Source organism: Vibrio sp. YT-18, assembly GCF_033337345.1.
GTDB classification, from domain to species: domain Bacteria; phylum Pseudomonadota; class Gammaproteobacteria; order Enterobacterales; family Vibrionaceae; genus Vibrio; species Vibrio alginolyticus.
This window is the reverse complement of sequence record NZ_JAWOQO010000020.1, coordinates 48,473-72,988: the sequence shown is the minus strand read 5'-3', so window position 1 is coordinate 72,988 and position 24,516 is coordinate 48,473. Positions and strand designations below refer to the sequence as shown.

23 protein-coding genes are annotated in these 24,516 nt (G+C 43.9%); 7 read left to right on the top strand and 16 right to left on the bottom strand.

The genetic code is table 11. The annotated features are described in order from the left end of the window. From R7M72_RS20695 to R7M72_RS20685, 3 genes are all read left to right on the top strand, one after another. Positions 1 to 713, top strand: a 713-nt coding sequence (locus R7M72_RS20695) for a leucine-rich repeat domain-containing protein (RefSeq protein WP_318056303.1), incomplete at its 5' end; no start/stop codon positions are given. Between the two features lie 413 nt (positions 714 to 1,126). Further along, on the top strand, positions 1,127 to 1,534 hold the full coding sequence (locus tag R7M72_RS20690; protein ID WP_017633897.1) for a hypothetical protein: 408 nt from the start codon (positions 1,127 to 1,129) through the stop codon (positions 1,532 to 1,534). After that, entirely contained in the window at positions 1,531 to 2,265 is a 735-nt protein-coding gene (locus tag R7M72_RS20685; RefSeq protein ID WP_054576351.1) for a rhomboid family intramembrane serine protease, read from the top strand. The genes R7M72_RS20690 and R7M72_RS20685 overlap by 4 nt, the downstream gene beginning before the upstream one ends. A gap of 998 nt (positions 2,266 to 3,263) precedes the next feature. Here the strand turns inward: R7M72_RS20685 and R7M72_RS20680 are convergent. The 7 genes from R7M72_RS20680 to R7M72_RS20650 all read right to left on the bottom strand — a co-directional run bounded on the left by R7M72_RS20680 (position 3,264) and on the right by R7M72_RS20650 (position 8,276). Beyond that, on the bottom strand, positions 3,264 to 3,518 hold the full coding sequence (locus tag R7M72_RS20680) for a hypothetical protein (protein ID WP_017056224.1): 255 nt from the start codon (positions 3,516 to 3,518) through the stop codon (positions 3,264 to 3,266). Between the two features lie 16 nt (positions 3,519 to 3,534). Then, a complete protein-coding gene (locus R7M72_RS20675; protein ID WP_140114816.1) occupies positions 3,535 to 3,735 on the bottom strand; it encodes a conjugal transfer protein TrbL in 201 nt (66 codons plus the stop codon). A gap of 52 nt (positions 3,736 to 3,787) precedes the next feature. Further along, positions 3,788 to 5,077 (bottom strand): P-type conjugative transfer protein TrbL, encoded by a 1,290-nt coding sequence (trbL, locus tag R7M72_RS20670; RefSeq protein ID WP_193837478.1) that lies wholly within the window; start codon positions 5,075 to 5,077, stop codon positions 3,788 to 3,790. A gap of 2 nt (positions 5,078 to 5,079) precedes the next feature. Next, positions 5,080 to 5,277: a hypothetical protein gene (locus R7M72_RS20665; protein WP_193837477.1), complete on the bottom strand. Its 198-nt coding sequence runs from the start codon at positions 5,275 to 5,277 to the stop codon at positions 5,080 to 5,082. Between the two features lie 2 nt (positions 5,278 to 5,279). After that, on the bottom strand, positions 5,280 to 6,056 hold the full coding sequence (gene trbJ / locus R7M72_RS20660; protein WP_104974445.1) for a P-type conjugative transfer protein TrbJ: 777 nt from the start codon (positions 6,054 to 6,056) through the stop codon (positions 5,280 to 5,282). A gap of 969 nt (positions 6,057 to 7,025) precedes the next feature. Next, the gene (locus R7M72_RS20655) at positions 7,026 to 8,039 is read right to left on the bottom strand and encodes a replication protein RepA (RefSeq protein ID WP_193837476.1); all 1,014 of its coding nucleotides are present in this window, start codon (positions 8,037 to 8,039) and stop codon (positions 7,026 to 7,028) included. 12 nt (positions 8,040 to 8,051) lie between these two features. Continuing rightward, the gene (locus R7M72_RS20650; RefSeq protein WP_017633904.1) at positions 8,052 to 8,276 is read right to left on the bottom strand and encodes a helix-turn-helix transcriptional regulator; all 225 of its coding nucleotides are present in this window, start codon (positions 8,274 to 8,276) and stop codon (positions 8,052 to 8,054) included. A gap of 218 nt (positions 8,277 to 8,494) precedes the next feature. On the opposite strand from R7M72_RS20650, the gene R7M72_RS20645 reads away from it, so the two are divergent. From R7M72_RS20645 to R7M72_RS20635, 3 genes are all read left to right on the top strand, one after another. Continuing rightward, positions 8,495 to 9,850, top strand: a complete 1,356-nt coding sequence (locus tag R7M72_RS20645) for a hypothetical protein (RefSeq protein ID WP_193837475.1) — start codon at positions 8,495 to 8,497, stop codon at positions 9,848 to 9,850. A 281-nt stretch (positions 9,851 to 10,131) separates the two neighbouring features. Further along, complete coding sequence (locus R7M72_RS20640) at positions 10,132 to 11,019, top strand: sce7726 family protein (protein WP_104974448.1); 888 nt, start codon at positions 10,132 to 10,134, stop codon at positions 11,017 to 11,019. Beyond that, complete coding sequence (locus tag R7M72_RS20635; protein WP_228010020.1) at positions 10,982 to 11,914, top strand: sce7725 family protein; 933 nt, start codon at positions 10,982 to 10,984, stop codon at positions 11,912 to 11,914. Before R7M72_RS20640 ends, R7M72_RS20635 begins: the two co-directional genes overlap by 38 nt. A gap of 76 nt (positions 11,915 to 11,990) precedes the next feature. Here the strand turns inward: R7M72_RS20635 and R7M72_RS20630 are convergent, their stop codons facing one another. The 3 genes from R7M72_RS20630 to guaB all read right to left on the bottom strand — a co-directional run bounded on the left by R7M72_RS20630 (position 11,991) and on the right by guaB (position 16,617). Further along, positions 11,991 to 13,190 (bottom strand): tyrosine-type recombinase/integrase, encoded by a 1,200-nt coding sequence (locus tag R7M72_RS20630; RefSeq protein ID WP_104974450.1) that lies wholly within the window; start codon positions 13,188 to 13,190, stop codon positions 11,991 to 11,993. A gap of 307 nt (positions 13,191 to 13,497) precedes the next feature. Next, the gene (guaA, locus tag R7M72_RS20625) at positions 13,498 to 15,051 is read right to left on the bottom strand and encodes a glutamine-hydrolyzing GMP synthase (RefSeq protein WP_005383721.1); all 1,554 of its coding nucleotides are present in this window, start codon (positions 15,049 to 15,051) and stop codon (positions 13,498 to 13,500) included. Positions 15,052 to 15,150: 99 nt separating this feature from the next. After that, positions 15,151 to 16,617, bottom strand: coding sequence for an IMP dehydrogenase (guaB, locus tag R7M72_RS20620; protein ID WP_017633908.1), 1,467 nt, complete (start codon positions 16,615 to 16,617; stop codon positions 15,151 to 15,153). A gap of 231 nt (positions 16,618 to 16,848) precedes the next feature. Here guaB and xseA point away from each other — a divergent pair, with 231 nt between their 5' ends. After that, positions 16,849 to 18,180 carry an exodeoxyribonuclease VII large subunit gene (gene xseA / locus R7M72_RS20615; protein WP_318056302.1) on the top strand — a complete coding sequence of 444 codons (1,332 nt, stop codon included), beginning with the start codon at positions 16,849 to 16,851 and terminating at the stop codon, positions 18,178 to 18,180. Positions 18,181 to 18,193: 13 nt separating this feature from the next. Here xseA and R7M72_RS20610 read toward each other — a convergent pair whose 3' ends face one another. The 6 genes from R7M72_RS20610 to hisS form a co-directional block, all read right to left on the bottom strand. Further along, on the bottom strand, positions 18,194 to 18,418 hold the full coding sequence (locus R7M72_RS20610; RefSeq protein ID WP_012842112.1) for a zinc ribbon domain-containing protein: 225 nt from the start codon (positions 18,416 to 18,418) through the stop codon (positions 18,194 to 18,196). 309 nt (positions 18,419 to 18,727) lie between these two features. Next, complete coding sequence (locus R7M72_RS20605) at positions 18,728 to 19,603, bottom strand: metal-dependent hydrolase (RefSeq protein WP_033905865.1); 876 nt, start codon at positions 19,601 to 19,603, stop codon at positions 18,728 to 18,730. 59 nt (positions 19,604 to 19,662) lie between these two features. Continuing rightward, positions 19,663 to 21,159 carry a ribosome biogenesis GTPase Der gene (gene der, locus R7M72_RS20600; RefSeq protein ID WP_017820569.1) on the bottom strand — a complete coding sequence of 499 codons (1,497 nt, stop codon included), beginning with the start codon at positions 21,157 to 21,159 and terminating at the stop codon, positions 19,663 to 19,665. A 167-nt stretch (positions 21,160 to 21,326) separates the two neighbouring features. Then, positions 21,327 to 22,487 (bottom strand): outer membrane protein assembly factor BamB, encoded by a 1,161-nt coding sequence (gene bamB / locus R7M72_RS20595; protein WP_213870854.1) that lies wholly within the window; start codon positions 22,485 to 22,487, stop codon positions 21,327 to 21,329. Positions 22,488 to 22,499: 12 nt separating this feature from the next. Then, complete coding sequence (locus R7M72_RS20590; protein ID WP_005381697.1) at positions 22,500 to 23,114, bottom strand: YfgM family protein; 615 nt, start codon at positions 23,112 to 23,114, stop codon at positions 22,500 to 22,502. Positions 23,115 to 23,240: 126 nt separating this feature from the next. Next, positions 23,241 to 24,509, bottom strand: coding sequence for a histidine--tRNA ligase (gene hisS, locus R7M72_RS20585; protein WP_005381698.1), 1,269 nt, complete (start codon positions 24,507 to 24,509; stop codon positions 23,241 to 23,243). Positions 24,510 to 24,516 lie beyond the last annotated feature (7 nt).

Genomic DNA, 24,516 nt, shown 5'->3' with positions numbered 1-24,516 from the left:
CCACAATTGGAAATAGTGCGTTTTCTTTAAACAACCTTACCAGCGTAACCATCCCAAATTCGGTGACCACAATTGGAAATAGTGCGTTTTCTTTAAACAACCTTACCAGCGTAACCATCCCAAATTCGGTGACCACAATTGGAGAGCATGCGTTTGGAGTGAATCAGCTCACCAGAGTGACAATCCCAGACTCGGTGACCTCCCTTGGTAACAGTGTGTTCGCTGATAATATGCTCACCAGCGTAATTCTCCCTGATACATTGACCTCGATAGGGAAGCGGGCGTTTGCTAATAACAGGCTCACTGATGTGGTTATACCAGATTCGGTGACCACCATTGAAACTAGGGCGTTTAAAGGCAATCAGCTCACTGATGTGGTTATACCAGATTTGGTGACCACCATTGGAAGTGATGCGTTTAATGGCAATCAGCTCACCAGTGTGGTTATACCAGACTCTGTGACCATCATTGGATATGGGGCGTTTCTTAACAACCAGCTCACCAGCGTGGTTATACCAGATTCGGTGACCACCATTCACAATTCTGCGTTTATGAACAACAAGCTCACCAGTGTGGTTATACCAGACTCTGTGACCACCATTGGAAGTGATGCGTTTTATAACAACCAGCTCACCAGCGTGACTCTCCCAGCTACGGTGTCTTCTCATTGGGCAGCGCCGTTTGATATTGGTGTAAAAATTAATGGAAATTAACAGTTTACAACTTATCTCAAGTGCTTTACAGAATCTAGAGATATGCCTTTCCCCTACTAAAAGTTATCTGAAACTAGCAATTGTCAAAACTAAACGGTGCTGTGTGACCCAACCCTTTTAATGGTTGCTATCTTATTGATTTATCGTTGAAGATTAAAAAAGAAAGAAGGCATTATTTCGCCATGGAATACGGACAATCGCAGTATAGAAAGCGTTAGCTGCAATCAGTATATAACGAGTATTATCGAAAATAATGTCTATGGGTTTAATCGGCACATAACAAGGCCTTAAAGTCGGATTCGTAACAGTTGGCTCGATTCCGCTTCGCTTCACATTATAGCCAACAATTACTCACCGTTTAAGGCTGCGTTAAGCGCTTACCAGAGATCACATAAACATAACTAGGAGTAATGATGAACAAAGAACAGGCTAAAAAACACATTGAAGAGAATCTGAATGACGGGGACTCGCTAATAGGTTTTTTTCAGGCTGTAAGCCCACCAAATATTTGGCTATTCTTACTGATTGGCCCTCTTTTCATTCTAAGCATGAGAACATACTTCTTAGCTGTTACTGAGAAAGGTGTATCTTTCCACAAATTGAGCTTGTTAGGTAAATTTAAGGAGCATGATTTTTTTGACTTTGGTGACATTGAAAGCGTAAAAATAGGAAAAGGGCTATTACAAAGGCCTATGAAATTCACATTCAAAAACAACCGAAAGATTAAAGTAAAAGCACAATTAAAGGGAGTAGAAAAGGTCGCAAAATTGTTGCCGGAAGTTCAAGAACATATTGAGAGCAATATACCTTTAGTCCAATGATTATATTTCTTATCGCAGTTGTGACTTATGTCGGCTTATTGATTTTCATAAAGCCTGCTCCGAGTAGTTTGAAGGCTGTTCCAATTACCTATAGTGAAAACTTTAAATTTGTTTGGGCTTCTATATGTTCAGGGGTTGTAATTCTTTTTATATTTCTTCTGACAACAAACTTTGGTTTCATTTCCGTAGATGAGAGCCTGTATCGAACGTTCGCACTGAGTAATGACATTGATCAGTTTTTAAAGTGGCCGTTACAGTCAGTATCGCACTTATTTATCCATGGTAACCTGATTCATCTCACTGCAAATGTTATTGGCTTAGGTCTAGCATCTGCTTATGAACGCAGGGTTGGAGCCAAGAGGTATTTGGCAGTACTTCTTGTGAGCGGCTTGGCATCTATACCATCTATACTATTCTATTCGGAAAATATTCTAGTCTGCGGGATATCGGGTGGTGTTTTCGGACTGGCAGCTGCTTATTTTACAGATGAAGAGGAATTAACCACCAAGGAGTGGCTTTTAGCGATTTCACTGTTCCTGGTTTTGGCAATAGTGCTTGCCCTAGATTCAGAGTTCAAAGGTGGTTCTAATAAAGCGTTAGATATGAAAATTGATCACATTGGCCATTTTTTGGGAGCATTAGGCGCAATTTTGTATTGCCGCTTAAAGCCACTGCGCTTAACAAGGGCAAGCACCGGAAAAATAAAAGCTCCGGCTTCACCTCCACTTTAATTTTCCGGTGTTGCCGGCGTTAGGTAGCTTGAGAATAGAATCTTGTTCAAAGTTAGAAGAGCTGAACTACATTGGAAACATGAATGAATCTGACTTAAAAACAACGCTCTCTGTTTATAACGAAATGGATTCGGCGAAGCTCACAGAGGAAGAATTGGTTTTTATAAAAGAACTCGATAAACGCCTTCAAAACTACAATCTAGAGACTGATTTATTGCTCATATACGAAAAGTTGAAAGTAGAACAAAAGAAGTGAAGTAACAAGAAGCATAATACAAGAGGTGGTTTTAACCACCTTTTCTTCGCATGGTATTAGAGAAGGAAATATAAACGCTAGATAAGAGGTAGATGGTAGCCCTATGAACAAGCTACCAATTCTGGCATTTGTCGGAAGGTCCACAAAAAGAAATAAGCCTATAGCGTACAAAAAAAATGTTACGCTAATCAATATATTATCTATTTCCATTTCTATTTGTTTCCAGAACAAAAAAACTATTAAAAATGGTAAAAAAATGAGTTCCATTTATATCTCCCCCTTCATATAAAAGATTATTGTATCACTATTTAATTACTAATTTAGTAAAATCGCTGGCAAGCCATTATCCAACTTTTAGTTAGCTGGTGAAGGTCGGTCATGGGGGTGATGATAATTTTCCAAAGCTTCTCAGATTGAACTTTTATCCATGGTACTTTCAAGCTAGAAAGTGTCAAAATATGAGTTATTGGTCATAAACAACTCGTTGGAGTATGCACCCACATGCTTAACAATATTATCTCTGCAAACTCTGCTTTATTGTGTTGTGTTTTTTCGCCCACTTTCTCAACCTCTGGAAGTGGGCTTTTTCATTTTCCCATACCTCAAGTTATTCATGTTTTACTAATGTTCAAATTTCCGAAACTCATTTGTGTCCAAAAACGAGTTACAGCTTCACTATAATCGGTTTGATGTATGTAAAAATACGGGCCGGTGCACCATCACTGGCCCGTGTGCTTTCTTATTACTTGCGTCGGCCAAACGACCAGCGTCTCGTTTTGTCAATTTGATCGACCGACCTTATCATGTTCTTGTAAACATGCCCTGCCAACCTATGTTGGAATACCTCCATTTTGTTGGTAATGGCTTTCATTTTCGTGCCATATCCGGTGTTGTGCAGCCACTGTCCTAAAAAATAGAAGGCCAGCATCACAATGAACATCACTGCAAAGAAGCCAAATACTTCCGCAAGGTTTTGGGGGGGAAAGTTAAACTCCATAATCAGTAATCCTTATCTAGTTAGGCCATACGGCCTTTTTAACAAAGTTGGCAACCTCTTCATTACGTTCCTGCTGTTGTTCCTGGGAATACGAAACGTAGTCCTCAACGTCGAAGGTGTGCTTTTCTGGATCGCGCTCTTGCCACTCAGCATGTGCTTGGCGTACTTCTTCCTGGTCCTCACTGGACAGGCCATCAAAGCCTTCGTTTTGATTCATCCACCCAGTTACACCGCCTAATTTATCGTTGTCAAATGCAGGAGAAGCGCCGTCAGTCACCCTCCTTATCATCTTCCTCGTCCCCTTTCATATTATTTCGTACTGAGCTGGCTAAACGACCTCCAGCGGTTTGGCTTATACGCTCCCCGGCCATATCTCCCACTCCCTTAATCAAATTAGCGCCAGTATCCGCTGCAACGCGGCCCGCTTTTGCAACACTATCCTTAAAGCCGCCAGAGGATTCGCCATTACTAGAAGATTGGTCGGAAGCATGGGAGAAGGAGCCAGCCTCGTCAGAGTCACCTCTACCGCTAAATGCACTGCTAAGGCTCGACATAACGTCAGTATTGTTCGCTACGTTCTCACCTGCTTTTGTAAATGCAGCCTGAATAGCAGACGCACCGCCGGCGGTAGCCATTGCTGTACTAGCAGCCATACCACCAGTGGCAACAGCCGCTCCAGCCACCGCCCCAGCACTTATGCTGCCAGCACCCGCCGCCGCGCCACCTCCGGGAACTAGGCTAGCAACCACATTGGGAACAGAGTGAATAAGCATTACGAGAACCAGTGAAACGACAAAGATCACCAGCAGTTCACGCATAGGAGCATCATTGGATAGCTCAGCATAAAAACCGTCCATTATCGACATGGCGATGCCAATGAGCAAAGTCATTGTCATCAACTTCAAAGCGACACCCAATACGCTTTTGAAGTAGTTGATTGCTATATCTGAAGTCCAACGCGAACCACCAAACCCCAGCACGAAAACACCGGCATATATCAATATCCAAGCAGTTACCAAGGCCAACAACACATTAGCCGCCACAACCGCCATACATGCCAAAATTGCTAGCGTGATTAAGAAAAGAGACAAGTTATCTATAGGGCTTGTGATGCTGTAATACTCACCTGCTTTAACAATAATGTCGAAAGCAATGCTGATAGGCTCTGAGGGGGTTAGGTCTCTCGGAAGGCCACCGGCTTGAGCACCGATCGTTCTCAACGAGTCGATGATTGACGTCGCAAAGTCTGGGCCGTTTCTGAGTAACCAGAGGAAGAAACCAAACGTCAGGATAAAGCGCATAAACTCGGCAAAGAACTCCCTTATATCCGCTTGTTTAAGGATCAAAGTACCGCCAGTCCAAACAAGAGATATAGTACCCAGCGTCCAAAACAGCCACACGGCATGGTTTGTAATTACCGTGCTCCAAGTAGCACTAGCGGTCATGAAGCGCACGGCTACCTCATCCAAGACACCATTAGGCTCAATGGCCGCCGACGCAGTCTGCGAGGTCAGTAACACAGCTAGTAGCATCACAAGTCGAATGAATATCTTGCTCATAATTAGAACCCCTTATTCTTGGAGCGATCCGTGCGTTCGCCCATATCCCAAAGACAGTTCCCTTCTTCCCTCAGCTCTTTCGTCAGGTTCGGGTTATTACAGTTGATCGTTGTAGGCTTTGGCCCTCCATCCTCACCACACCCTACCAGAACGAAAGATGCCAGCACGCTGACGATAAAAACTCGAATGATATTCTGCATGATTAGAACCCCCTATTTTTTGAACGGTCGGTAGGCTCTCCCATATCAAATAACCTTTCACGGGACGCTTGATATTGAGCTTCGCGGTCGGCTTCCGCCTGCATTCGAGAACCAACAGCATTCTGCTGAGCAATTAACAAACTACGGATTTGAAGGAGTTGGTTGACCTGGTTACTAGCAAGCTGGTTGGCATAGCCAATAGCCGCTAACTGACCATCTGCTCCCTGAGCTGCTGACTGTAATCGGTGCAGCTGACGAGCGTCAGCCTGCAAGTTTTTATGCTGTAGCTTCAAGCCTTCAAAGAGAGCATCGTTGGCTGTTTTTTGGGATTCGGACGCCAAGCGACGGTTTTCTTCCATCTTCGCTTGTTCTGCAGGCGTACAACCTCCAGATCCATTGAAGCAAGGTGAACTGCGGTAGTAGGCCACATCCTGGAATTTGCTTAGGTAAGCATCAAGGCTACCAAGCTGGTTTTGATAATAAGCAAGCGTATTGGTGGCATGAGTTAAATCATCAATCGTCGATTGTGCCTGGTCCCAAATATAAGCCACTGGGGCCATAGTGTTTTGCAGCTGGTTTTCATACTGCTGCAACTGAGTTTGGTACTGTTGGATCTGCTTGGCTGTTTGAGTGACAGACTCCATTGCTGACATAATATTTTGTGTCAGGTTCGTTCCATCAACAACCGGAATCCCAGCTACTACCGGTATGGGAGAGATAAATGCTAATGAAATAGCGGCCGTAGTTATTTTAGCCGCTAAAATACGTACGTTGTTCATAATTGAGTGCCCTTAGTATTGTCGTGACTAAGTTGCACCCACCAACCTGTATCGGCCCAAAACCTATAGATATGAGCCTTTACCCCTACTGAAAATCAGCGGTGAATGTGGACCTCTACAAAGATAGGTTGTCACTTTCTATCCTGGCGTCCGACCTGCGCGACACCTTAAAAACGCGCGGCCTCAGATCTTTGAAACATAGGTGTCATTCCCCTTAAAGCTGGTTAGGAGTTCCAAGGGTTAAAGTCGATAATTAGAGACCTCGTAGAGCAGGATACCGTTGAGCCCGAAGGTGCGAATAAAGGACGAGTGAAATAGGAACCATCAACTTGTTGGTGGGCCTACTTCACCTATCTTGCCCGCACCTCAGCACTGTTTATCCATGTTTTGCTATCTGCATATTTCTGCAAAGACGATGAATCTTGTCTGTATTTATATGTATATGTCAGAAAGTCTTGGAAGGTTACTCAAATGTTCTACAGTCCACTCGCCCCGCCCCTCAAATGTCAATAGATGTTGAAACGCCAAGAAGGTGAAACATTAAAACAGCTATTTTTCAATAACTTAAAAATCCACCAATGCCGTTCAAATCCATTCTATTGACAGTTTCAGACATGTATAAATCAGCTTAACAGTTCGGTATTTTATAGACTGTATTATTCCAATTTCGATACTCAAACTGCTCAGTCTTTACCAAATTATCCACTGTATTTTTCTCTTAACTACAGGTTAATTTTTTATATAGGTAAACCTACAGGAAAGTACTATAGGAGGTTCCACAACCATCTGTTATTAAAAAACTTTTTGGCCTTTCTCGGGACAGAACATGCGCACTCCGGGACAAAACATGCGTAAACCGGGACAAAACATGCGCAAAACTCCCCCTTTAAAGCGGGACAAAACATGCGTGGATAACTTTCTAATTTCCCAGACTTACTAATACCTAAAACGATGGTGTATACAGTTCCATTACGCTTCAATATCCCGTTCAATCTGTCGTTTTGTCCGTCGAGGTACTTGAGGAGCACTTGGCTTCAAAAGTAATCCTTTTTCGGTTGGAGTAGCATCTAGTTCTGGCCATGCCTGTTGTACCTTTTTAAGTCCATCATTGAACCGTCGTTTAAAGTCTTTGACATTGGCGTAATTCGCTCCCAATTGCCCCATCAAACCTAACCAAGGGATAATTGTGGCTCGCTTTAAATAACTCACCCGATAAGTCGCCCAGCAATATATATCTACGGCCATCGGAGAACGCTTAATTAACCGCAGAACTCTCATATCCAAAGGGACAGGTTTATCTGTAATAAGTTGAAAAAACTTAGGCGATAGTTCCACCCAAGATTCCCCTAATGAATCTTGATCGGATTGCTTTGTACTCCACCAAATATGGGAAATATCAGCGACCCTGGCTCCTGTTTCATCTTCACAAATATATCCACTATCATCATTTAGTTCTGTATAACTGACACTGATCGTAGTTTTGAACAACCGCCGCATTTGGTCCCTAAAGGAGTCTATTGGCCCATTTTCTCCCCCACTTGAACGCACCCCTAGTTTTTTCATAAAACCTCTTTGAGAATCTCCCAGTTCAAGCTTGCGTGCTTCCTGTTCAGTGATAAAGCCATTGTCCAGTTTTGACTTATTTCTCACTGCTTGTGTACTTACCCAAACCAAGAGATAGCGTGCATAACAACCAAAAGGCAAACCTACAGATGATGGTGCCATCATGTGGATGGTGAAATTACCATTCTTCCGGCTCCACTCATTCGATTTTGGATTACTGTGCGGCATGGTTGCTTGAATCAGAAGTCGAGCAATAAATCCGAGTTCATTGGCCTCCTGAGCACTGCATTCTTGAATCTCTATGATGGAGTCTACGTAGCTCGATCTCACCTCAACTTTTGTTTTACGGCGCACTACTGGGACATTTTTTTTATTGTTTGATACAAGGAACTCTGTATCCATAAAATCTTCAAACGACATATTGATTGCTGACTACCAAAAAAAGCCCGGTCTAGCTGCTTTGAATGCAGACCTGCGTTTTTCTTCTATCCAGTTTTCAACCTCTGCAAGATCCCACGCTACACTGCGGCTAGTAAGTACTATTCGTCGAGGAAACTCTCCCCGTTGCTCCATGTTGTAAATAGTCCGATCAGACAAAGGAATCATCTTAAGTAGTGTCTTGCGGTTAATCAGGGTTTTATGTGCCAGATCCTGCATGTCTTTGCCTCCTCTTAGTTGCTGAGACCTGACTATGCCAATATTTGTTAGACACTGGATTGGACGTTTTGGCGAATTAGGTTGAATCTTCAAACTATTTTCAAATGAATAGAAGACAACCACCAAAAATGCCACTAGTTGCTAATAGACTCATTGCTTAACCAGTAGTAACATTATCCAGTATTGTGTTGAGGGATGTGGTAAATGGGATGTGGTAAATGGAATATGCTGAAATCGAAAAGGAAGCAAGTGATCGCTTAGACGCATACTATATCTCTGTCTGGGAGGATTGTGACGCCTTTGTTGCCGATGGCATACGAGAGTTTAGGGAGCGCTGGGCACACTACACAGTACATTCAAAAAGAAAAGACCCTAGAAGCCATTTAAAGGGGAGTAAAGCTCACCACAAACTAGAAACCGATAAGCGCCCTATTGGAGAGCTCATCTTAGAAGTTATCGATCCTAAGGTGTCAGCGTTCCTTCGATCTCTTCCTATGAGTCATTTTTGTTACTTTCCAAACCCCTACCTGAATATTGACCGTTCACCCTTGCCACGTTCAAAAAACAAGTCGACTTTGACAGAAAAGGCTGATCGTATCGTATCTATTAAATATGCATCAAAATTAAAAGAAGATACCCCGATAACCAATCTAATTATGATGATGGGGTTCAAAAATGCTCATGACGTGATCAAACAGCGCTTGAGACACTTTATGAACCTTGAACATCAATATCGGCCTATAGATTTTAAGTTTCAAGGAACTGTAGACAATCTGCTCGAGCTTTTATGGCAACTTCACCTTACGCCCACACGATTTCGGCAACATAGCGCAGATACAAAACTCAATGCGCAACGAAAACAAACCTACTGCGAGCTGTGTGGCCAAAGAAATGAACTCGCAGAATATTTCTATAAGTTAGATAACAATATACTAGACCCTAAGGATGAAGTAGAAGGCCACAACGAACAACACCAGGATAATAAGAAAAAAAGGCAACTTAGCCACCGGTATTGCCCTCATCATAAACCGAAGAATAAAGATGGTCGCACTTGGAACTCCGTATATAGGAGTGCTATGAAATCAAAGAGCCAATTTGAGAAAGAATATCGACGATTACGGCTTCACGTTTTCAAAGTCGAAAAGCTTAAAGATGTTTCAGGAGATGAACTAGTTGATCTTTATTTCTATCACTTCCTCCAGGATAAGTCCTTAACGCAAAAGCAAGCTGACGTATTTTTCCATTATATCAGGGATAATTTCGAGTACCCGATAGAGCTAAAAGGCGAGACAGAAAGGCTCATTAATGAAGCGGCTGTGCGCTTGACTGGAGCTGGTACAACTCTTGGAGCAGATGACGAAGGAGCTTTGCGTAATATAGCCCGAAGAATGGTCGATTCAAGACTTACTGACAATAAGAAAAGAATGCTCGCTCTGAGAAAGCAAGGCCTTAATCAGAAAGAAATTGCTCAAAAGCTAACTAAACTTGGTGGTAAAAAAATAACTCACCAAGCGGTGTCTAAAGCTTTGGGAACAATTCGTGACGAGTTTCTCTTACCCAGCACCCAAAGCTAACAGAATTTTAGCGGCTAAAATTTGATTTAGAAAGACTAAATTCATGGAGATAAATAAAAGCAGAACATAGCTCAAACGGAAACCAAAACTAGTCTTAATATATAACAGCTTCTCTTTTGGATAGTGCATTCATGAGCGTACTATCCACTTCTCTAGATCGTATCAAACTAACGTTGTCAGGTTGAGTTCGCATTGCCTTTACTCTAGAATCATCGCCTTTCTAAGACTATTATATGCAATAGATTAAAGAGTATTTAAGTAACTCCGCATCGGATATAACCATGAATTACAAGCAACTAGCAAAAATGTTTACCAGCACAAACATAACTAAAGTTGCTCAAGGAGATCTGAGCCTTGTGCAAGATATCGCTAGTGACTTCCCTACACTATCCCATGTGCAAAGTCTTTCTGAATTGTTTGAAGAAGCGTACAAACTCCTTTGTAAGCACTACCCGAATGAATATGTTATCAAAAATATTATTGCTAATAATATTTTGCTAGGAACTCATTCAATGAACACCGCAAGCATGCTCAGTGAATTGCGTATTGGCACCAACAAAGCGGACTGTGTGATCATAAATGGATCTTCTACGTGCTACGAAATAAAAACTAAATTTGATTCCTTAAAGCGTCTTCCTGAGCAGTTGTCAGCTTACACTTCCTCCTTTGATAAAACATACGTTGTTACTCACGAAGCGCATTTAAATGCCTTACTCAAAATTCAAAAGGATATTCCTCGCTTTGGTGTTTTGTTATCAAACAAGAGAAATCAGTTGAGTAAGAAAATAGAAGCCCCTTTAAACAAGAGTTTTGATACGGAATTGATGTTTCATACTTTGAGGAAAGAAGAGTACACCGACATTGCACACAGAGTCACAGGAGCTGTTCCGAATTGCCCGCAAACCGAGTTATTTAGCGAGTGTAAAGAAATTTTTTGTTCGTTGAATGAAGCTGAAGCTAATAAACATTTCAAGCGAGTGCTTAAAACATACCGTCGAAATGATCACAAATTCATCAGCAACCTACCAAAATCGATGAAAAATCTTGGCATAAGCTACAGCATTCACAAAAAAGGTAAGGACAACATCATATCATCTCTACTTGAATGCAATCAGTTTAATAGTGAGGATTATGATGTATTTTCCATATATGAGAGGAAAGCAGTTTGAGTTAGCGGCACTGAAAGAAGTAGCTCCGAGACTTAATTCAACTAAAGTTAGCCCTATAATTGAGCCAATTAACGACAACATCGATCGCCTCTGTGCAACGATTGAAGTACTAAACAATCATAATGTTGTACCTCATGTTATCGTAAACCCTCAAGTAGGTGATTTAGCGAGTGACTCTCCGGATTTTCTAAACGTTGAATTATCTAAACGTACCGTATCTTTTATTCCATGCATAAGGCTACATAATCAAAACATCATATACGTCAACACCTTACTACAACAATTAATCAACGATAGTGTTCCATTCTCCCTGTACCTACAAGAAGATATACAATCAAATATCACTCCCTATACAAGCAATTCTGTTGCAAATATTATCCAGAACTTAAATAGATACTCTCACTCTTTCAGAAACTCATTACCACGTAGCGTAATTGTTGATAGCTCTTTCCCATCCAAACCAAGAAATGCTGACTACAGTCGAGCACCGCAGTTTTTCTCAGACGCCCATGTATCGTACGTAACCCCAATGATCCAACATCAGATCGGGTTTGGAGATTTCTTAACAATTGACGATGCTTGGTCCACATCTGGAGGGCCTGCTTTTGTTATTGCACTTCATATTACGTATATAGAACAATCAAATAGTAATATGTACGTTAAACATAGCCTATCGACCAAAAACCCGAATGATCAAAGTGACCCTGCCGGTAAGTTCAAGGAGGCTCTGCAGGAAATGATTGATTTTGCTAATGTCACGCCTAGCCTTGATCAAAACACACTTGGGTTTCAAGAGTATATTAAAATTCACGTAAACGGGACGTATCACGCCTTAGGTGTACCTAAGAAGTTAAGTATGATGCACCATATTGAGACCATTAATAACTACCTTTAACTTAATTTCGTTAAATACAGTAAAAGTCCCCTTGAAGAGACTTTTAATGAGTGGGGTTCAACTCCCCACTCTAATTTTACTTAGCGTGACAAGTTATCCACTCATCAATCATGTCAGCCCAATCCTGCAACATAGCCGCGCGCTGTTCTCGGTACTCGGCTTTGTTGTATACCGCTCTCACTCCCTTTTGTTCATGTGCCAAGCACTTCTCTATCCAGTCAGTGTTGTATCCAGCTTCATGTAGCAAAGTGCTCGCTGTTCGACGCAGGTCATGCGGCCCAAACTTACTTAGTGACTGACCTTCCTTTTGCGCAGCCTTATATGTCAAATCCATGACTCGGTTCATCGTCGCACTACTCATTGGAGCATCAGAGTCATAACGGGAAGGAAGAATGTAATCAGACCCACCGGCAAATGTCTTCAAGGCGATCAGAATATCCATCGCCTGGCGTGACAAAAATACCAAGTGCGGGTTACGTCGTTTCATCCTCTCTTTAGGAATCGTCCATAACGCTTCGCTAAAGTTAATTTCGCTCCAAGTTGCGTTGGTTAACTCACTTTTGCGTACCATAGTCAGCAACAGCAGCTTTACCGAAGCACGAATCGAAGGGGTTGTACCTACCTTTTCCATGTAGTGGTACATCAAACCGATCTCAGCCGGTGTTAACGTTCGGTCTCTTGGTTCAAATCGAGCAATACTGGCGGGCCTCACCAAGTCTGCCGGGTTCTCAACTTTCTGCCCTCTCTCAATCGCCCATCGATACACCTGGAGTACAATGTCACGCGTATGCACAGCTGTTGCCGGTGCTCCACGCTCTACTATCGCGTCAGTCAATGCTCGCAGATCTTCATGAGTGATTTCTGTCAGCTTCTGATTGCCAAATTTACCCTCTAACTCTCGGGCATAGACTGAGCGACGCATATCCCGGGTAGAATCAGCCATCTGATAGCCACGCAGCCATTTCTGAGCCCAGGCACCAAAGGTTTCAGCATCTTTGGTTCTCGCCTTAGCACGGGCTTTCTCTTTGGCCGGTGACTTTCCATCAGTAACCATTCTCTTCGCTTCATTGAGACGCTCACGCGCTTCTGCTAACGTGATGCCTCCTACTCCGTAGCGACCAAAGGTAATAGTTTCTTGCCTGCCATTGATCGAGTAATTGTAGCGAAAAGAGATAGAGCCTGCGGTAGTGACAGCAACATAGAGGCCATCACGGTCATTGACTTTGTAAAGTTTATCTTTGGGTTTGAGATTGCGTAGCTTGGTATCAGTCAGCATGTTTCGACCTATTATTCTTGTTTGATACCATGCTGAAAAACCTCTAAAAATCTAGAAATTAATCTTTATAAAACAGATAGATATGAAAATTTAATACCATGCCCCATCAAAAACACTCAGCATGGTATCGTGCGTAATCCATGGCATTACCGATGAATCATACCCATCAAAATACCACGGTCAAACCGTGCTTGGCGTTGCCAGACATTGCCAAAAATGACTAAGCCAAAAACAAAAAAAGTCCGCAATTACGCGGACTTAAGTATGATTTAGTGCTTGTTAATGCCAGACCTTTCTTAAAGGAGCATTATTCCCACTCGATAGTCGCTGGTGGCTTACCTGAAATGTCGTAAACAACACGAGAAATGCCATCAACTTCGTTGATAATACGGTTAGAAACCTTACCTAGGAAGTCGTATGGTAGGTGTGCCCAATGAGCAGTCATGAAGTCGATAGTTTCTACCGCACGTAGAGACACAACCCAATCGTACTTACGGCCATCGCCCATTACACCAACAGAACGAACTGGTAGGAATACCGTGAACGCTTGAGATACTTTGTCATATAGGTCTGCAGCGTGAAGCTCTTCAATAAAGATAGCATCAGCACGGCGTAGCAAGTCGCAGTACTCTTTCTTGATTTCACCAAGAACACGAACACCTAGACCAGGACCTGGGAATGGGTGGCGGTAAAGCATGTTATAAGGCAGGCCTAGCTCTAGACCAATCTTACGTACTTCATCTTTGAACAACTCACGTAGTGGCTCAACAAGACCCATTTCCATGTCATCTGGAAGACCGCCCACGTTGTGGTGCGATTTGATCACGTGCGCTTTACCAGTCTTAGATGCAGCTGACTCGATTACATCAGGGTAAATCGTACCTTGAGCTAGCCATTTCGCGTTTTTCAGCTTCTTAGACTCTTCATCGAATACATCTACGAATACGTGACCGATAGTCTTACGCTTCTCTTCTGGGTCAGACTTGCCTTCAAGTGCTTTTAGGAAGCGTTCTTCAGCGTCAACTTTGATGATGTTCAAACCAAATTGGTCGCCGAACATATCCATTACTTGTTGACCTTCGTTTAGACGCAGTAGACCGTTATCAACAAATACACACGTTAGCTTGTCGCCGATTGCACGGTGAACCAGCATCGCAACTACCGATGAATCAACACCACCAGATAGACCTAGGATAACTTCGTCGTCACCCACTTGCTCTTTAATGCGAGCAACCGCGTCTTCGATGATAGATTCCGAAGTCCATAGACGCTCACAGCCACATACGCCAAGAACAAAGTTCTCAAGCATTTGTAGGCCACCTTTTGTGTGTGTCACTTCTGGGTGGAACTGAACACCGTAGTATTTCTTCTCTTCGTTCGCCATCGCAGCGTAAGGACAAGTGTCTGTCTCACCAACTTTTACGAAATCGGCTGGGATCTCTACTACTTTGTCGCCATGGCTCATCCAAACGTCTTGAGTTGCTTCAAGGTCTTTAAATAGAGCACATTCACCAGAAACTTTAACCTGAGCGTAGCCAAACTCACGTTCGTTAGAGCCCGCTACTTTGCCTCCTAACTGTTCCGCCATGGTTTGCATGCCGTAACATACGCCAAGCAAAGGAACACCAGAATCAAACACATATTGAGGCGCGCGTGGAGAGTTCTCTTCCGTTACGCTTTCTGGACCGCCAGATAGGATAATGCCATCTGGGTTGAATTCGCGAATATCCGCTTCTTCTACATCCCAGCTCCATAGTTCACAGTAAACGCCGATTTCACGTACGCGGCGTGCTACTAATTGAGTGTACTGAGAACCGAAGTCCAAGATCAGAATACGTTGGTCATGGATATTTTTAGTCATTTTGAGCAGTCTTTTTAAGGCTAAGTGATTAAAACCGAGGCGAGTGTACTCGCCTCTTCTTAATGCTTCAAGGAAAAAGCAAACGTTTCCGTTAGGTAATTAGTTCCCTAGACGGTAGTTCGGCGCTTCCTTAGTAATTTGAACATCGTGTACATGAGACTCTTGCATACCTGCACCAGAGATACGTACAAATTCAGCTTTCGTACGCATATCTTCGATAGTTGCAGAACCAGTTAGACCCATGCTTGAACGTAGACCACCCATTTGTTGGTGTACGATCTCTTTTAGACGGCCTTTGTATGCGATACGACCTTCAATGCCTTCTGGTACTAGCTTGTCCGCTGCGTTGTCAGACTGGAAGTAACGGTCAGAAGAACCTTGAGACATAGCACCAAGAGAACCCATGCCGCGGTAAGACTTGTAAGAACGGCCATTGTATAGAATCACTTCACCCGGCGCTTCTTCAGTACCAGCAAACATAGAACCAACCATCACACATGATGCGCCAGCTACGATTGCTTTACAGATATCACCTGAGAAACGGATACCACCGTCAGCAATAACCGGAATACCATAATCATTAGCCACTTCTGCCGCATCTGCGATTGCAGTGATTTGTGGAACTCCCACACCCGTTACAATACGAGTTGTACAGATAGAACCAGGGCCGATACCAACTTTCACTGCGCTTACGCCAGCTTCGATTAGTGCTTTAGCACCAGCACCTGTTGCTACGTTACCACCGATGATGTCTAGATCTGGGTAAGCAGCGCGAGTTTCGCGGATGCGGTTTAGTACACCTTCAGAATGTCCGTGTGAAGAGTCGATAAGTAGAATGTCAACGCCTGCTTCAACTAGAGCAGCAACACGCTCTTCGTTACCAGCGCCAGCACCAACGGCTGCGCCAACACGTAGGCGACCACGCTCATCTTTACATGCGTTTGGTTTACGTTCTGCTTTGTGGAAGTCTTTCGCAGTAATCATACCGGTTAGTTGGAACTCATCATTCACAACCAATACTTTCTCTACACGAGCTTCGTGCATTTTCTCTTGCACTTCTTCTCGTGTTGCACCTTCTTTAACTGCTGCCAACTTCTCTTTTGGCGTCATTACTGAAGATACTTTCTTAGAAAGGTCCGTCACAAAACGAACGTCACGACCAGTGATAATACCAACAAGCTCATTGCTCTCAGTGACAACAGGGAAACCTGCAAAACCATGCTTTTCAGTGAGTGCAACAACATCAGCGATGGTCGCGTCAGGGTTTACAGTAACCGCGTCAGTTACCATACCAGCTTCGAACTTCTTAACTTTACGAACTTCGGCTGCCTGCTGCTCAATAGACATGTTCTTGTGGATAAAGCCAATGCCACCCTCTTGCGCTAGCGCAATTGCTAGACGAGCTTCAGTAACAGTGTCCATAGACGCTGAAATCATTGGGATGTTTAGGGTGATGTTCTTAGTTAGCTGAGTGCGAAGATCAGCTGTGTTTGGGAGAACGGTGGAGTGTGCTGGCACAAGTAGTACGTCATCGAATGTCAGCGCTTCTTTGGCAATTCTTAGCATTTGCAATATCTCACAATTAGAAGAGTAAAAAGAACAATCCAATCTCATCGTTTCGCATAATGAGGGTAACCTGTGTTAGCAACAAGCTACATTTGGATTAGATATTGCGGAGGGATTATACGGTTAACGCAATCGCTTGACCACAAATTTTTTAATTTTTTTCTTGCAATTACCCCCTTGCTATGTATTATATTGCCGCTAATTTCCATACTCACGTCTAAGAGATTAGCTGTGCTCTCCAAGACCAATCAAAACATCTTTACTGTTTCTCGTCTCAACGCAGAAGTTCGTTTACTCCTTGAAAACGAAATGGGGATCGTTTGGCTCGTCGGAGAGATATCCAACTTTTCAGCTCCTGTCTCTGGTCACTGGTACCTCACTCTTAAAGACTCTCGCGCTCAAGTTAAATGTGCCATGTTTCGTGGTAACAATCGCCGCGTTACTTTCAAACCCGCTAACGGTAATCAAGTCCTAGTAAAAGCTCGTCTGTCTCTTTATGAGCCTCGCGGTGACTACCAATTGATCATCGAAAGCATGCAACCGGAAGGTGACGGCCGTCTTCAGCAAGAGTTTGAAGAGCTGAAAATGAAGCTTGCAGCAGAAGGGTTGTTCGCGCAAACCAATAAGCAATCTTTGCCTGAGCACCCTAAACGTGTTGGCGTCATCACATCGAAAACTGGTGCCGCGCTTTACGATATCTTAGACGTATTGAAACGTCGTGATCCTTCCCTACCTGTTGTGATTTATCCGACAGTGGTACAAGGTGAGGACGCAGCCATTCAAATTGCACAAGCCATTGGTCGCGCTAACAGCCGTGATGAATGTGATGTGCTAATTGTGGGCCGAGGTGGTGGTTCATTAGAAGACTTATGGTGCTTTAACAACGAGATATTAGCTCGCACGATTGCAGCAAGCCAAATTCCTATTATTAGCGCCGTTGGACATGAAGTTGACGTGACAATAGCTGATTTTGTCGCCGACGTACGCGCGCCTACTCCATCAGCAGCCGCTGAGCTAGTAAGCCGTGATAACAGCCACAAAGATCAAGCTTTAGTTACCCGCCAGCATAAGTTAGCGAGCGCGATGCGTTACTACCTAGCACAACAAAAGCAGCAATCTGCTCAATTAGTGCACCGTCTAGAGAGACAGCACCCAAGCTATCGCTTGCAACGTCAGACGCAACAGTTAGATGAGTTGGACATGCGCTTACAGCGAGCGATGAGTCGTTTTATTGCCTTGCGTCAACAGCGAATCGAGCGTCAACATTATCGGCTGCAATTAAATTCTCCTGTAACACGCCTTGCCGAGCAGAAGTCGAAGCTAGAACGTGTTGAGCAAAAGCTCATGGATGCAATGGATCGCAAATTACTGACTATGCGCCATCAACTCGCGATTGCTGCAGAGAAATTAGACACCGTCAACCCACTAGCGACATTGAAACGAGGTTACTCAATTACTCAAACTGAGCAAGGTAAAGTGATTACTCAATCTTCAGATGTAAAATCGGGAGATGTATTGATTACTCGATTAGCCGAAGGCGACGTTCGCTCTACCGTTAACTGAATACAAACTCTGGTTAACTGATTTTCTGGAACTCAAATCGGACACGTGATTTTGATTTGAGTTCATTACACACATTACAAAAGTAACTCGCAGCACCGCATGCTTGCAGCTTCTCCAGCTCCGCCTCACAATCAGGGCAAAAACCTACTTTTTTAAAATCCGATTCACACTGTGCACAATGGTATTGTCCTGTCCATTCCAGTTCGACATTGCAAGTCGGGCAAATGTTCTGCTGCATATCCCGTTCCTCTCTCTAAACTAAGCAATTTCGAGTAACGCATGCTACTCAAAATAACGAACAAGTATGTTGATCTTCATCACCGCCCCAACAAGTTTCACGAGGCGTTAACCATACTTGATACGTAGGATCTTATACTGATCGTCTGATATTTACTCCTTGATCAGCGATCACCCCTTAAAAGAATATTTATATAACCACACACCGAAAGCATAAGTTACATATTCTGCATTCCAATTTAAGACAGAATAAAAAACCCTAAATAGATTTAATTAAACGAAAAATCAGAATTTAATAAAAAGATCTTATTCAAAAAGCAGTGTTTACATTGGTGTGCATTTCGATAGTTTGAGCGTCGAGCTTAACGAGTTTAACTTGGATAAAAGCAAACTCATTTAAATGGCTCGCATGCGTTCCACCACAAGGGATTACCGCTAATTGACCTTCCCCTAAATCGCACTTCCAATAGCGAGAATCCGTTAATCTATCGCCGTGGCATTCCATGGTGATCATCGCATCTCTTTGAAGCCATTCAACCAGTTGGCCATTCACTTTTTCTGCAATCGCCTGGAGGTCATTCAGCATATCTGCACTGTTTAATCCTCTTTTACGGAGTGTTTTGCCTAAACGGTACGTATCGAGGCACTTGTCTGGAGTGACATAACTAGTAACTTGCGCATAGCTATTAAAGTCATAATAACCATGTGGGTCTTTGCGGTCTGCGTCTTTTCGCCAATAGTCTTCCGATAGTACTTTATTCAACGCCAAATACGCTAAGTGTCCTGCAGTGTGGCCTCGACTCACAGCATTTTGATAGTCTTTATCTACCGCTAATGTTACCAAGTCATTAATTGCAAATGATTCCGTACGTGATAAAACATGCACGACGACAAACACCCAACCTTCAGCATCACGCTTTACAGGGATGTCACTACCCACATACAAAGCACCACTCTCCTGCTCCACTGCTCCAACTTGGCAATCTACTACGTCATGCTCAGACCCATTCACCTTCAACGTTCCTTTATCTGCAGGGTGATCCGGCCATATGTGACTAACGGGATGGAACGGCGTGACATCTGTAATAACGTAAGTCACTTCTTCCGTAGATTGAACGAGCTGTATTTGTGCTTCTAATTGCCATGTTTGATGACAAAAACGAGTCTTTGTTGCTGTGATAGTCATTTTTACGATTACTTTTGATAAAAAAATACCCAAGTAGAAACTTGGGTATTCGAATTTCATTATTTATTGCGGTTTTTCACCATCGACATCATACGTTTGCGTTTACGCTCTTGTGATAGCGTAAGCTTATTCGTACGGTTTTCGTATGGGTTATCACTGTTGTGGAAGTTAATGCGAATCGGTGTTCCCATAATTTCCAGAGACTTACGGAAGTAGTTCATCAGATAACGTTTATACGAATCTGGCAATTCACGAACCATGTTACCGTGGATAACAACGATCGGTGGGTTGTAACCACCTGCGTGTGCGTATTTGAGTTTGATACGACGACCACGAACCATTGGCGGTTGGTGATCATCCACAGCCATCTTCATGATACGCGTCAGTACTGACGTACCCACACGCGTTGTCGCCGAGTTATATGCTTCTTGAATAGATTCAAACAAGTGACCAACGCCAGTACCGTGCAGCGCAGAGATAAAGTGGATACGCGCGAAGTCGACGAATCCTAGACGGCGGTCCAGTTCTTTCTTCACGCTTTCTTTCACGTCACTGTCTAGACCATCCCACTTGTTAACGGCGATGACAATTGAGCGGCCAGCATTCAGTGCAAAACCAAGCAAGCTTAGGTCTTGGTCTGAAATATTTTCACGTGCATCAATCACCAGTAGAACGACGTTTGCATCTTCTACCGCTTTCAGCGTCTTAACAACAGAGAACTTTTCAACCGTTTCATTGATACGACCACGACGACGAACACCTGCGGTATCAATTAGTACGTATTCGCGTCCATCACGCTCCATCGGGATGTAGATAGAATCGCGCGTTGTACCAGGCATATCGTATACAACCACACGTTCTTCACCCAGAATACGGTTAGTCAGTGTCGATTTACCTACGTTAGGACGACCGATGATCGCCAACTTAATCGGCTGCTCTTGAAGGCGTTTGAACTCTGCTTCTGCGTCTTCTTCAGTGTAATCTTCAACAAGAGGCTCTTCGTCTTCGAATCCAGTCAGGTCTTCAATCTCACCTTCTTCAGATTCACTTGTTAGTAGATCATCAAAGAATGGAGATAAAGCACGCTCAAGCAAAGCGGTCACACCACGGCCATGAGCGGCCGCAATCTGGTACATATCATCCACGCCGAGCTGCCAAAAGTCAGCACACGCCGCATCGGCATCAATACCATCGATTTTGTTTACTACCAGCATCGCTGGCTTTTCAATTTTACGCAGATGCGCAGCAATTGCTTCATCTGAAGGTGTCAGACCAGCACGACCGTCAACAAGGAACAATACAACATCAGCCTCATCAATCGCGGCTAATGACTGTTCTGCCATCTTTGTTTCCACGCCTTCTTCTGTGCCATCGATACCACCAGTATCAATCACAATGAATTCGTGCTCTTCACCAAGTCTCGCCTGGCCATATTTACGGTCTCGCGTTAGGCCTGGAAAGTCCGCAACCAACGCGTCACGAGTGCGAGTCAATCGGTTAAATAGTGTAGATTTACCTACGTTCGGACGCCCTACTAGAGCTACAACAGGTACCATAACAACCTCTACAATAATCTTTCTTCTGTAGTTATAGGTAACGACTTGCTCGATGCCAAATCAAACCAGCTTTTTACCTATAACCACGTCAGGGTTAATAAATTCAAACAACAAAACGGCTCCTAGCTGTCACCAGCCAGGAGCCGAATGTGAATTATATCACGATATTATTCGTTAATGGTTAGTTTCTTTACATCGCCGTTGCGAGTTGTAATCACATAACCATCCGACAATAACGTCGGGCCAACTGCCAAGCCACTATCATCGACAAACTGCTGCGCAACAAATTCGCCCGTTGAACGATCCATCCAGTGAAGGTAACCAAGCGTGTCACCGACAACGAGATAATTGCCAACAATAACTGGCGCTGTAAGTTGTCGGTGCTCAAGCAAGCTGTTTTCCCACAACTCAGTCCCGCTTCGTGAATCAACGGCAACAACATGATCTTTTTCCGTTATCACAAAGATGCGACTACCATCTGTAGAAATGTCTGTCGCAGATGAGTAATTACGCTTCCAAATCGGGTTCGCTGAACGCAAGTCAATGGCGATAAGTTGACCATTGTATCCAATGGTGAAAAGAGTACCGCCTAGCACAATTGGCGATGAATCAACGTCAACCAAACGATCAATTTCTGTCGCGCCTTTTGGCGTACCAACAGGCTGTTGCCAAATCAACTGACCACGCTCAACGATAGCAGCTGCGAGTCGGCCATTTGCCGTTCCCCAAAATACACCGCCGCCAATTGCAGTCGGAGTACTGTCGCCACGTAAAGTTAAGTTCGGCACTTCTGTGCTTAATGCCCAGCGTTGCTCACCTGTACTCTCATTAAGGGCAATCAGCATGCCTCGGCTAGTATTGATGATAATAAGGCCTGAATCTGCAACTGGCTTCGCCAGTACCTCACCACCAACTTTTACACGCCAAACAATTTCACCTGTTTCTTGGTCAAGAGAGATGACTTCACCATTCTCAGAGCCAATGTAAAGGTTTCCGTATGCCGCTGTGATACCACCAGAGAGACGAGCAATGACATCTTCTTCTAGGTCCGTTTGCCAACGTTGTTTACCATTCTCAGGATCCAGCGCTTTTACTAAGCCATCACGACTTGCCACGAACAATGTATCATTCGCAAATATAGGGGATAGTTTTGAAAAGTAATGACCAACACCATCGCCAACCGATGTGCTCCACTCACTACTGGTTGTAAACTGACTGTCTACCTGAGGTAGTGGCGCCATTACAATGGTGTCTTTCTCACCTGCACAACCGGCAAGTACTCCCATTGTTAACGCCCCTAGCAAGGCTTTCTTAAAGACTCTTTTCATCCAATGCGGTCCTTATTTCGCCAGATCGTCCAATTTCATTTGTAGTGTCGGGCTTGCATCTGCCGCTTGCTGAGCTTCAGTATACGCAGCGTACGCAGCATCTTTGTCACCTTGGCGAATCGCAATATCGCCACGAAGTTCAGCAATACGACCTGTCCATGCTGTATCAGTGACGTTACTTAGCTCTGCCGTTGCAGCGTCGAAGTTACCCATTTCCGTCTCAATACGCGCAATGCGGTAACTAATCAATGGTAACAACGCAGCATCTTGAGTGTTGCTTTGCGCCCACTTCAGTTGCTCCAATGCAGCAGAAAGGTCTTGAGCTTCAACTTGTGCTTTAGCAAGTTGTAGTGCAGCCAATACTGAATATTCTTTTACTTCATTTGACTCAATGAAAGCTTTCACGTCAGCTTGAGCATCAGTGCCTTTGTCTTGCAAAGCATTCATTGCTGTCGTGTAGCTTTGAGAAGCTGCTTCACTCGCCTGAATCACAGAATCCTGGTAGTAACGCCAGCCGAATAGACCACCTAAACCAACAACCGCACCGATGATGACGGCTTTGCCGTTTTCCTTCCACCAGTCTTTAATGGCTTCAACTTGTTGTTCTTCAGTATCGTAAAGTTCCACTTCCTGTCCTCTTAAAACATGTAAATGGCAGCTTAGCTGCCATTGTTCCTATTTCGTTTAAAGGCTCCACATTTGGGAGCCTTAGCTTACGAACTAGGATGTAATTTTGTTAGATTACTAAAAGACTTAAATCAGTGCTGCGATCTTTTCTGCAACTTCTGCTTGGTTGTAAGTCTCTTGCTCACCACCAGCTAAGTCTTTCAATACTACGGTATTATCCGCAACTTCGTTTTCGCCCAGAACCAATGCTACAACAGCACCAACTTTGTCTGCGCGTTTAAACTGTTTCTTGAAGTTACCGCCACCGAAGTGATTCATCACACGAACGCCTGGAACAGACTCGCGAAGCTGTTCTGCTAGCTTCATTCCTGCCATCATGGTGCCTTCACCCGCAGTGACTACGTACACGTCAACACTGCGACGAACGTCTGTCAGTTCCAACGTTTCTAGCATCAGTACTAGACGCTCTAGGCCCATTGCAAAGCCAACCGCTGGTGTTGGTTTACCACCTAATTGCTCTACAAGGCCATCGTAACGACCACCGCCACATACAGTGCCTTGAGCACCTAGGCTCTCAGTGATCCACTCAAATACCGTGCGATTGTAGTAATCCAGACCACGAACTAGACGTTCGTTAACTGTGTATTTGATACCTGCAGCGTCTAAAAGTTCACATAGACCTGCGAAGTGTGCTTTAGATTCTTCACCCAAGTAATCTGAAAGGCGAGGCGCATCACCTAAAATAGCTTGAACGTCTGGGTTCTTCGTATCCAGAACACGCAGTGGGTTCGTGTGCATGCGACGCTTACAATCTTCATCTAGCACATCAATATGTTGCTCAAGGAATGCAACCAGTGCAGTACGGTAGTCTGCGCGGTCTTCTTGAGAACCGATAGAGTTCAGCTCAAGACGAACATGTTCATTGATACCTAGCTCACGCCATAAACGCGCCGTCATCATGATAAGCTCTGCATCAACATCTGGACCATTTAGACCAAACACCTCAACACCACACTGGTGGAATTGACGGTAACGACCTTTCTGCGGACGTTCATGGCGGAACATAGGCCCCATGTACCACAGACGCTGTTCATCACGGTTGATAAGGCTGTTTTGAATACATGAACGTACACAACCCGCCGTACCTTCAGGGCGAAGTGTTAGGCTGTCGCCGTTACGGTCATCAAAGGTGTACATTTCTTTTGAAACGACGTCTGTTTCTTCACCAACAGCGCGGCTGAATAGGTTTGTTTCTTCAACGATTGGCATGCGCACTTCGTTATAACCGTATGCGCTAATTACATTTTTCACTGTGTTTTCTAGTTTTTGCCACAGTGGCGACTGAGTTGGGAGGCAATCGTTCATGCCTCGAATTGCTTGAATTGTTTTTGCCACAATACTT